This is a genomic window from uncultured Methanobrevibacter sp. (genome assembly GCF_937906425.1).
Classification (GTDB): domain Archaea; phylum Methanobacteriota; class Methanobacteria; order Methanobacteriales; family Methanobacteriaceae; genus Methanobrevibacter.
This window is the reverse complement of sequence record NZ_CALCYR010000063.1, coordinates 1-8,345: the sequence shown is the minus strand read 5'-3', so window position 1 is coordinate 8,345 and position 8,345 is coordinate 1. Positions and strand designations below refer to the sequence as shown.

9 protein-coding genes are annotated in these 8,345 nt (G+C 29.6%); 4 read left to right on the top strand and 5 right to left on the bottom strand.

Annotated features, from left to right (window positions below):
- Positions 1-221 precede the first annotated feature (221 nt).
- Positions 222-410: a hypothetical protein gene (locus Q0138_RS01820; protein WP_297980098.1), complete on the top strand. Its 189-nt coding sequence runs from the start codon at positions 222-224 to the stop codon at positions 408-410.
- A gap of 51 nt (positions 411-461) precedes the next feature.
- Here Q0138_RS01820 and Q0138_RS01815 read toward each other — a convergent pair whose 3' ends face one another.
- A complete protein-coding gene (locus Q0138_RS01815) occupies positions 462-965 on the bottom strand; it encodes a ribonuclease VapC (protein WP_297980097.1) in 504 nt (167 codons plus the stop codon).
- Between the two features lie 390 nt (positions 966-1,355).
- Between Q0138_RS01815 and Q0138_RS01810 the strand changes: the two genes are divergently transcribed.
- On the top strand, positions 1,356-1,874 hold the full coding sequence (locus Q0138_RS01810; RefSeq protein ID WP_297980096.1) for a molybdenum cofactor biosynthesis protein B: 519 nt from the start codon (positions 1,356-1,358) through the stop codon (positions 1,872-1,874).
- Between the two features lie 286 nt (positions 1,875-2,160).
- Here Q0138_RS01810 and pyrE read toward each other — a convergent pair whose 3' ends face one another.
- The 4 genes from pyrE to Q0138_RS01795 all read right to left on the bottom strand — a co-directional run bounded on the left by pyrE (position 2,161) and on the right by Q0138_RS01795 (position 5,334).
- Positions 2,161-2,685 carry an orotate phosphoribosyltransferase gene (gene pyrE / locus Q0138_RS01805; protein ID WP_297980100.1) on the bottom strand — a complete coding sequence of 175 codons (525 nt, stop codon included), beginning with the start codon at positions 2,683-2,685 and terminating at the stop codon, positions 2,161-2,163.
- A gap of 227 nt (positions 2,686-2,912) precedes the next feature.
- The gene (locus Q0138_RS01800) at positions 2,913-3,197 is read right to left on the bottom strand and encodes a PRC-barrel domain-containing protein (protein WP_297980095.1); all 285 of its coding nucleotides are present in this window, start codon (positions 3,195-3,197) and stop codon (positions 2,913-2,915) included.
- Positions 3,198-3,571: 374 nt separating this feature from the next.
- Positions 3,572-3,685: a symporter small accessory protein gene (locus tag Q0138_RS09320; RefSeq protein WP_346662261.1), complete on the bottom strand. Its 114-nt coding sequence runs from the start codon at positions 3,683-3,685 to the stop codon at positions 3,572-3,574.
- A gap of 8 nt (positions 3,686-3,693) precedes the next feature.
- A complete protein-coding gene (locus Q0138_RS01795) occupies positions 3,694-5,334 on the bottom strand; it encodes a sodium:solute symporter family protein (RefSeq protein WP_297980093.1) in 1,641 nt (546 codons plus the stop codon).
- Positions 5,335-6,044: 710 nt separating this feature from the next.
- Between Q0138_RS01795 and Q0138_RS01790 the strand changes: the two genes are divergently transcribed.
- Entirely contained in the window at positions 6,045-7,346 is a 1,302-nt protein-coding gene (locus Q0138_RS01790) for a phenylacetate--CoA ligase (RefSeq protein WP_297980092.1), read from the top strand.
- A gap of 199 nt (positions 7,347-7,545) precedes the next feature.
- Positions 7,546-7,977 (top strand): acetolactate synthase, encoded by a 432-nt coding sequence (locus tag Q0138_RS01785; protein ID WP_297980091.1) that lies wholly within the window; start codon positions 7,546-7,548, stop codon positions 7,975-7,977.
- The last annotated feature ends 368 nt before the right edge of the window (positions 7,978-8,345 follow it).

Here is an 8,345-nt window from a genome sequence, read left to right as displayed (position 1 = left end):
ATGTTGGCAGAATGATTACATGTGAAGAAGCATATTTGCAGTTTAGGCCTTCAAGGCAGACTTTTGAAATGGAGGAAACAGATCCGTCGGCGACGTTAAAGAAAATATATGTGACGTCATTACCAGATGACAGTATGATATTGAAACCTGATAACTTTGGCGTTCGCTTTTTCAAAAGTGGGACATGGAATAAGGCGTGTGACTACCTCTTCCTAGTAAGGGTGAGGGGTGACAGTTATGCGATTTTCATTGAACTGAAAAGTAGCCTTAATGACATGCCAGATAGTTTTGACAATCGCCTTGTTATAGTTTCAAATGAAGACCGGAAGAAAGAAATGCAACTGCTAGGTGGTGAAGCGTTATTTGATTATATTAAAGTTATATTAAGCCACATTAACTTAAATAAATAAAATTAACTTATTTTACATAAGTTTTATTTATTGAATTTAATTTATGAGAAATTATGTTTTAATCCTACGTTTAAAAATCCTGGAACCGCAAATTTCACAATCTTCATAGGGATAATCTGAAGGATATTCCTTTTTACAGCCTTCACAGGTTTTAACCCAATTATAAACTCCCTTGATTCCATCAGTTATAATGCTGGAATATGGAATTTCCAAAATTTTCAAGACATTTTGCATAGAATAATCATCTGTTACAACCTTAATGTTTTTCCCCTCATCCAACAAGCTTAAGGCCAATGCCAATAGATTTTTATCAGGTTCTGACAACCTTAAATCATCCCCTGAATCAGCAATTATCCTATCCAATTCGATTAAAAAATCATCACTAACTTCTCGAATTATTATTTTTCCTTCATCTATTGCTTGATTTAACATTATGCGAGATTTCAAGTCTTTAACCTCATCTGTAATTTCAGAGACAGTGAAGTTATATTTAGTTTTAGGCTCAAAACCGTTTATGAATGCAGAAGCATCAAGAACATAATACAAATCAGACATATTTATTATATTTAGTTTAAGAATTAATATATTTAATGATAATTTTTTAAAAAAAAGTAATAAAAATATTACCCACTATTAAATAAAATTATAAAAAGTAATTAACTGAAAATAGGAATAAAAAAAATAATCCAAATGAAAAAAAATAAAACTAAAAAAAATAGGAATAAAAAAAAATAACCCAAATGAAAAAAATTAAAACTTAAAATGGGATTAAAAAAAATAATTCAATTTAAAAAAATTAAAAATAATTATTTTAGTTAAATTTAATAATATAATTAAACAAAAATCTCAATATATTTTGAATTTAAAAATAAATATTTAATAGCAAATAGGTAATTTAAAAAACAGAAATCAAAAAGTTTTAAAAAAAAATATGGAGGTAATTATATGGAAAGCGAGACAATGAAATTACATAAAAAGAAAGCCCCAATTCATGTTTCCTGCGGAATAATTACACTTAGCGACAGATTTTCCAATGATGAGGATGGGAAGGAAAAGGACCTCTCAGGACAAATATTAATTGAGGAACTTGGAAAAAAATATTCTGTTGACTCTTACGAAATAATCGCAGATGAAAAGGAAATCCTTCTAAACACCATAGAAACCATGATTGACAATGGAAGAGAAGTTATTTTCACTACAGGTGGAACAGGTCTTGAATCAAGAGACATAAGCATTGAAACAATAGAACCACTCTTTGAAAAGCAGATGCCTGGATTTGGTGAAATATTTAGATCAATCTCATATGAGAGATTAGGTGCAGGAGCTCTTTTATCAAGGGCAACAGCAGGAATTTATAAAAAAACCCTAATCTTTGCATTACCAGGCTCTCCTGACGCTGTAAAAACTGGTTTAGGAATAATTCTAGAAGAATTAGGCCACTTAAAAAAACATGCTAGAAAATAGTTTATTATTTATTAAAAATAATAATAAACTAAACTCTTTTTAAAAAAACTATACAAAATTATTTAATAATAAACTAAACTCTTTTTTTAAAAAACAATTTAAAATTATTTAATAATAAACTACTCTTTTTTAAAATAGTAAAACTAAAAAAATAGAAAAATAATAAACTAATTTTAAAAAAATAGAAATAAAAAAATTCCTTTTAAAAAATAGAAATAAAATTAATAAAAATAGTAAAGAATTATTATTTATTAAAAATATAAAACTGAATTAAAAATTAATTCAATTATTCAAAAAATTCGCTTACGGAAATTAAAGGTTCAAGTTCAACTCCTTCATTTGCAAAGGTCCCCATTGCACCTTCTTCCCTGTCAACTACAACAAATGCTTTTTTAACTACTCCACCATTATCAGCCACTGCATTTATTGCCTTAAGTAAGGAACCGCCAGTTGTGGTAACATCTTCAACAAGAATTACCTTGTCACCTTCATTCAAGTCTCCTTCAATTAATTTAGAAGTCCCATAACCTTTCTTTTCTTTTCTAATCATAAGCAAAGGTTTTTTAGACTCAAGAGAAACTGCAGTAGCAATAGGAACAGCACCTAAAGCAGGACCTGCAATCTTATCAACATCATCACCAATCCTTTCAGAAATCAATTCAGCAATTGTAGATAAAATTTCAGGTTCAGTAATAGCTCTTTTCATATTAACATAATAGTTACTTTTCTTGCCTGAAGCAAGTGTAAATTCTCCTTGCTCAAAAACCTTGTTTTCCTTAAGTATTTCAATCAAATATTCCTTGGAAGCCATATCCATCACAAAAAACTTTTAAAAGTTAAAATCATCTTTTAATCAAAAAAATAGCAATTAATTACAAATAATAAAAATAATTAGCAAATAAATAATGAATAAAAATAAATTTGTTCACTAATCATTTTTTTTAATAATAAAAAAACATTAAATCAAATTTTTTCCAATAAAAAAACATTGAATTAATTTTCTAATAATAAAAAACATTAGATCAAATTTAAAAAGCATTATAATTTATTTTTTAAATCTTGAATTTCTTGTTCAAAATTATCCAAATCAGCATCAAATGCGTCTTTCAAGATAATTTTATCCCCTATTTTTTGAATTGAATCAAAAGGAACAACCAATTCACCCTTATTAATGTTTAAAGTTTCTTGAATTCCACCTTTAGATACAATAATGGATTCGATTGTTTGTTCTTCTATATCAACATCCACATCAATAACTTTCCCCATATGTGTTATATCAGTCCCTAAAACTTCTTTGCCGACCAATTCTTTTACAATTCTCATAAAAAGCCTCCTAAATTAATTTAAATAATATTTTTATAAAGTACTTTCATAAAAATCTGTTAGCTAATCTTAATAATATACTTTAATATTTAAAATATTTAATAAATAAAGATTTTGAAAAAATCATGACCAAAAATTGAAAAATAAAATAATTAAAAATTAGAATCAAAGATTTAAATCCTGATAAGAATAAAAAATTAAATTTAAAATAAGAAATAACTGAAAAAAAATAAAATAATTAAAAATTAGAATCAAAGATTAAATCCTGATAAGAATTAAAAATTAAATTTAAAATAAGAAATAACTGAAAAAACATAAAAATAGTTAAAATTGAATAAAAAAATTAAAATAAAAAAAGAATTAAGGAATAATGTTTAATCATCATTATTCCAATTAATAAGTCCGTAAACAACACAAATAAGTGTTATTAAAACCATTAATACATATACTCCCCAAATCCAAGGATCTTCAATTCCAAAAACCATCATAATATCACCTAATCAAGTCCTTTATAAGATCTGTCCAAAATATGTTCATCCATTGGAGGGGTAAGCAAACTAACGACAACGGTAAAGATTACGGAAATTGGTATAGCAAAGATCATTACGTCAATTGAATACCAAGGCATTGTATTGACCAACATGTCAACTCCAAAGAGAAGTTTACAAATACCTAATCCTGTTGCGGTTTTCTTATATACAAATACAAGAAGGAATAAACTTGTAAAAGTACCTGATAAAAGACCGGCAATAGCTCCTTGCTTTGTAACACGTTTCCAGAATAAAGCTGCAGTGTAAACAGGTAAAAATGCAGCTGCACATAATCCCATAAACAGGGATGTACCAAGTGCCACAATACCGCCAGGTAAAACCAAACCGATTACCAGAGATAAAACAACAGCAATCAAAATACCTAATTGGCTTACTGAAATAGGTCCGATCTTGCGTTCCTCAACATCTTCTCTTTTAATTTCCTCATCTGTAAACTCATCACTGCTTCCTCTGTTTTTTATAGCGTCAACAATATCGTGACCTAATGCAGTACCTTGAGTGTGGTATTGGGAAGACAATGTTGACATAGCTGCCGCAAGCAAGGAAAGAAGGAAGATATATACAAACCATTCAGGAAGTGCAGTTGAAATAAATGTAGGGATGATTGAATCCATATTTCCCCCTACATAATCAATTGCAATTTGACCGAAGTTTTGGTAGAAGTATACGTTACTTAAGGAACCTACAATATAAGCGGTACCGGTCATTACAGCAATGAATACGGCACCAATCAATAAGGATCTGTGAAGTTCCTTGTTAGATTTGACAGTCATGAATCTTACTGCAAGTTGTGGTTGAGCCAAAGCACCAATACCTACACCCATAATGGTTGTAGTAACCAATGTCCACCAGAATGGACTTCCCCTTGTTGGGAAGCTTGTCCAACCGGTACCACCCTCTGCCAGAGCATCGGCAGGATATAAGTGAGCCATATTGGTTAAAGCAGTGTTAGCTTCAGTAATTCCGCCTAATGTCCAGTAAATGAATACAAGCAAGACCAACATACCTACAAACATGATTGTTCCCTGTAATGCATCAGTATACATAACTCCCTTTAAACCACCGAACAATACATATCCACAAATTACAATGGCTAAAACGAGAAGAGCTACATTAAAATCAAGCATTAATGAACTTTCCATAAATCTTGCTGCACCAATAAGAACTACAGCCGCATAAATAGGCATAGCACAGAAGATTAAAATTCCACTGAAATATTGTATGAATTTACTATTGAATCTACGGCCTAAAAACTCAGGGAATGTAAGTGATCCAAGATTTTTACCCATTTTACGAGTTCTTTTACCATAGAAGACGAATGCAATGAAAATACCTATGAGGATATTTAAAAATGCAAGCCATAATATACCCATACCATATTTACCGGCCACTCCTCCAAAACCAACGATTGCCGCCGTGGAGATAAAAGTAGCACCATAACTTAAAGCCATAATATATGGGTGAGTCTCCCTACCTGCAACCATAAAGTCTTCTGAGGAATTTGTTCTTTTCCAAGCGAGGTATCCAACATAACCTACCATAAGGAAATAAACAATAAATACGACACCTAATAAAAAGTAATCCATTTCAAAACCTCAAAAATAAAAATTTTTTAAAATAATAAAAATAAAAGCCTAAACATATTAAAACTTCTATTTAACAGTAAAAATGTTTATTGAATATTGAATTTTTAAAAAAAATTGAAAGTGAAAAAATAAACATAATTATTACTAGATTAATGTTTAATTAATATTATATATAAACATTTAGATTGAATGAATGAAAAATATACAAAAATGTATAAAAAATAGACAATTGTTTTAAAACAATAAAATAAAAATTAGAAAAAATGTACAAAAATTATGCAAAAAATTTTAAAAAAACCCATTGAAGGACAATAAAAAAAAATTAAAAAAAAAGGAAAATATAAGATTAACTCAGTTAATACTTTTTGAAAGAGGATAAAAGACAAAATAGTACATAATAAGAATAGAAACAACAAAAATATAACAATTAAAAAGTTTAATGAATAAAAATATACATTTAATCAAAGAAAAGGAAAAAATAATAGATTTAAACTGTAATCTATATAAATTAAAAGAAATATAAACTAATATGTTTAATAGTATTTAATTAAAATAAATATAAACTAATTGTTTAAAAATATTTAATTAAAAAAATACCTAATGTTTAATAATATTTAATTAAAAAGAGCATAAACTAATTGTTTAAAAATATTTAATTAAAAAAATACAAACTAAAATAATATAATTTTAAAAATCATGGAGCAAAAAATATGATTTGGAATGAAGAAGCAGAATGTATGAGTAAAGAGGATAAAGATGAAATGCAATTATCCTTACTCCAAAAACAAGTAAAAAGAGTTTATGAGAATGTTCCATTCTATAAGAAAAAATTTGATGAAGCAGGATTTAAACCTGAAGACTTAAAAACTATTGATGACATAAGCAAAATCCCATTTACCACCAAGGATGACTTAAGGGAAGCTTACCCTTTCGGATTATTTGCAGTGCCACAGGATGACATTATTGAAATCCACAGTACATCAGGGACTACAGGAACTCCGGTAGTATCCGGATATACCCAAAAGGACATTGACATTTGGGGAGAATGTACTGCAAGGGCAATTGCAATGGCTGGCGGTGGAAAACATTCCAAAATCCACAACTCATACGGATATGGATTATTCACAGGCGGATTCGGTATAGATCATGGAGCTAAAGCAATGGGTGCTGTTGTAATACCAATGTCTGCAGGAAACACTGCAAGACAATTAAAAATCATGCAAGACTTCCAAAGTGATATTTTAACATGTACTCCCTCATATGCAATGTATTTAGCAGAATCCCTTGAAAAAGAAGGACTTTCAGCAGAGGAAATCAGTTTGCATGCAGGTATTTTTGGTGCTGAAATGTGGACTGAAGAAATGAGACAAAGCCTTGAGGAAAAACTGGGAATCACTGCACATAACATTTATGGATTGACTGAAATCATCGGTCCAGGAGTAGCTACAGAATGTGCAGACCAGACAGGGCTCCACATTCAGGAAGACCACTTCCTTGCAGAAATCATTGATCCAAACACATTGGAAAGATTGGAAGATGGAGAAACTGGAGAATTAGTATTGACCACACTTACAAGAGAGGGAATGCCTGTAATCAGATTCAGAACCAAGGACATAACTGCACTTAGAAGAGAAACCTGTTCATGTGGAAGAACTACTGCAAGAATGGAAAGAATTACAGGCAGAAGCGACGACATGTTAAAAATCAAGGGTGTAATGGTTTACCCATCCCAAATCGAAGCTGCAATTTTACAGATTGAAGGATTGACTGCAAACTATCAAATCCATGTCTCAAGACCTAAGTATCTTGACGAAATCGAAGTTAAGGTTGAAACCTCACCTGAACTGTTCTCTGATGAGATGAGGGAAATCGAACAATTCGAATCTAAAATTGCAAGAAAAATCCAAAATGCAATTGGCATAAGTGTAGATGTAACTTTAGTGGAACCTGAATCCTTGCCAAGAAGTGAAGGAAAGGCTATTAGAGTTATTGATGAGAGAAACTTTGACTAAATGACTTTTAATGAACATATAAAGCATTTTGTAAAATAAATAAATAAATAAATAAAAATAAATTTTAATAAGATTAAATGTTTTATTAAAATAAATAAAAATAAATTTTATAAGATTAAATGTTTTATTAATTAATTGTATTATTAAATAATTGTATTATTAAATTTGAATAACAAGTTTTAAAAATTGGGATGATAAAATGAATGTAAAACAACTTTCCGTATTTATTGAAAATAAAGAAGGAAGATTAAAAAATGCAGTGAATGCTGTGTCTGCTGCTGGAGTAAACATTAGAGCACTTTCAATTGCAGACAGTTCCAAATATGGTATTTTAAGAGTAATTGTATCAGACAATGAAAAAGCAAAAGAAGCTCTTTCACAGGAAAAGTTTACTGTAAAAGAAACTGATGTAATCGTTGTTGGAGTAAAAGACGAACCTAACGGTTTAAACTCTATGCTTGAAATTTTAGAAAATGAAAGCATTAATGTAGAATATTTATATGCTTTTGTTAGTTCTAAAACAGATGAAGCTATTGTGGTTGTCAAAATCGAAAACTGTAAAGATGGACTCCAAGCACTAAAGAACGCTGGTGCAAACATCTTATCCAAAGAAGATTTAGACGAAATATAAATCTTCTTCTTACTCTTTTTTTCTTTAATAAATTTATCAATACTATCAATATTATCTTCGTTCTTCTTAACCCAATTTGTAAGTAAGAATTTAGTATCAACAAGAACTGCTACAATGTTTCTGCTGTTTACATCCTCAGAATCATACCAAGTTGCTTTTGCAATACCCACAAACTCTAAATCCTTATTGAATCGATCGTGATGAATATTGTTTGTTTTACAATATGGAAGAACAAAAGCACTGAAAACATCATCGTATTCACCTGCTTTGACTTTCTTTACATATTCACCATATGTAATCTGCTTTTGGATGCTCGTTGTTTCCGGCATATCACCCGAACTAAATGTGGTAGGCGCTGGAATCGGGGC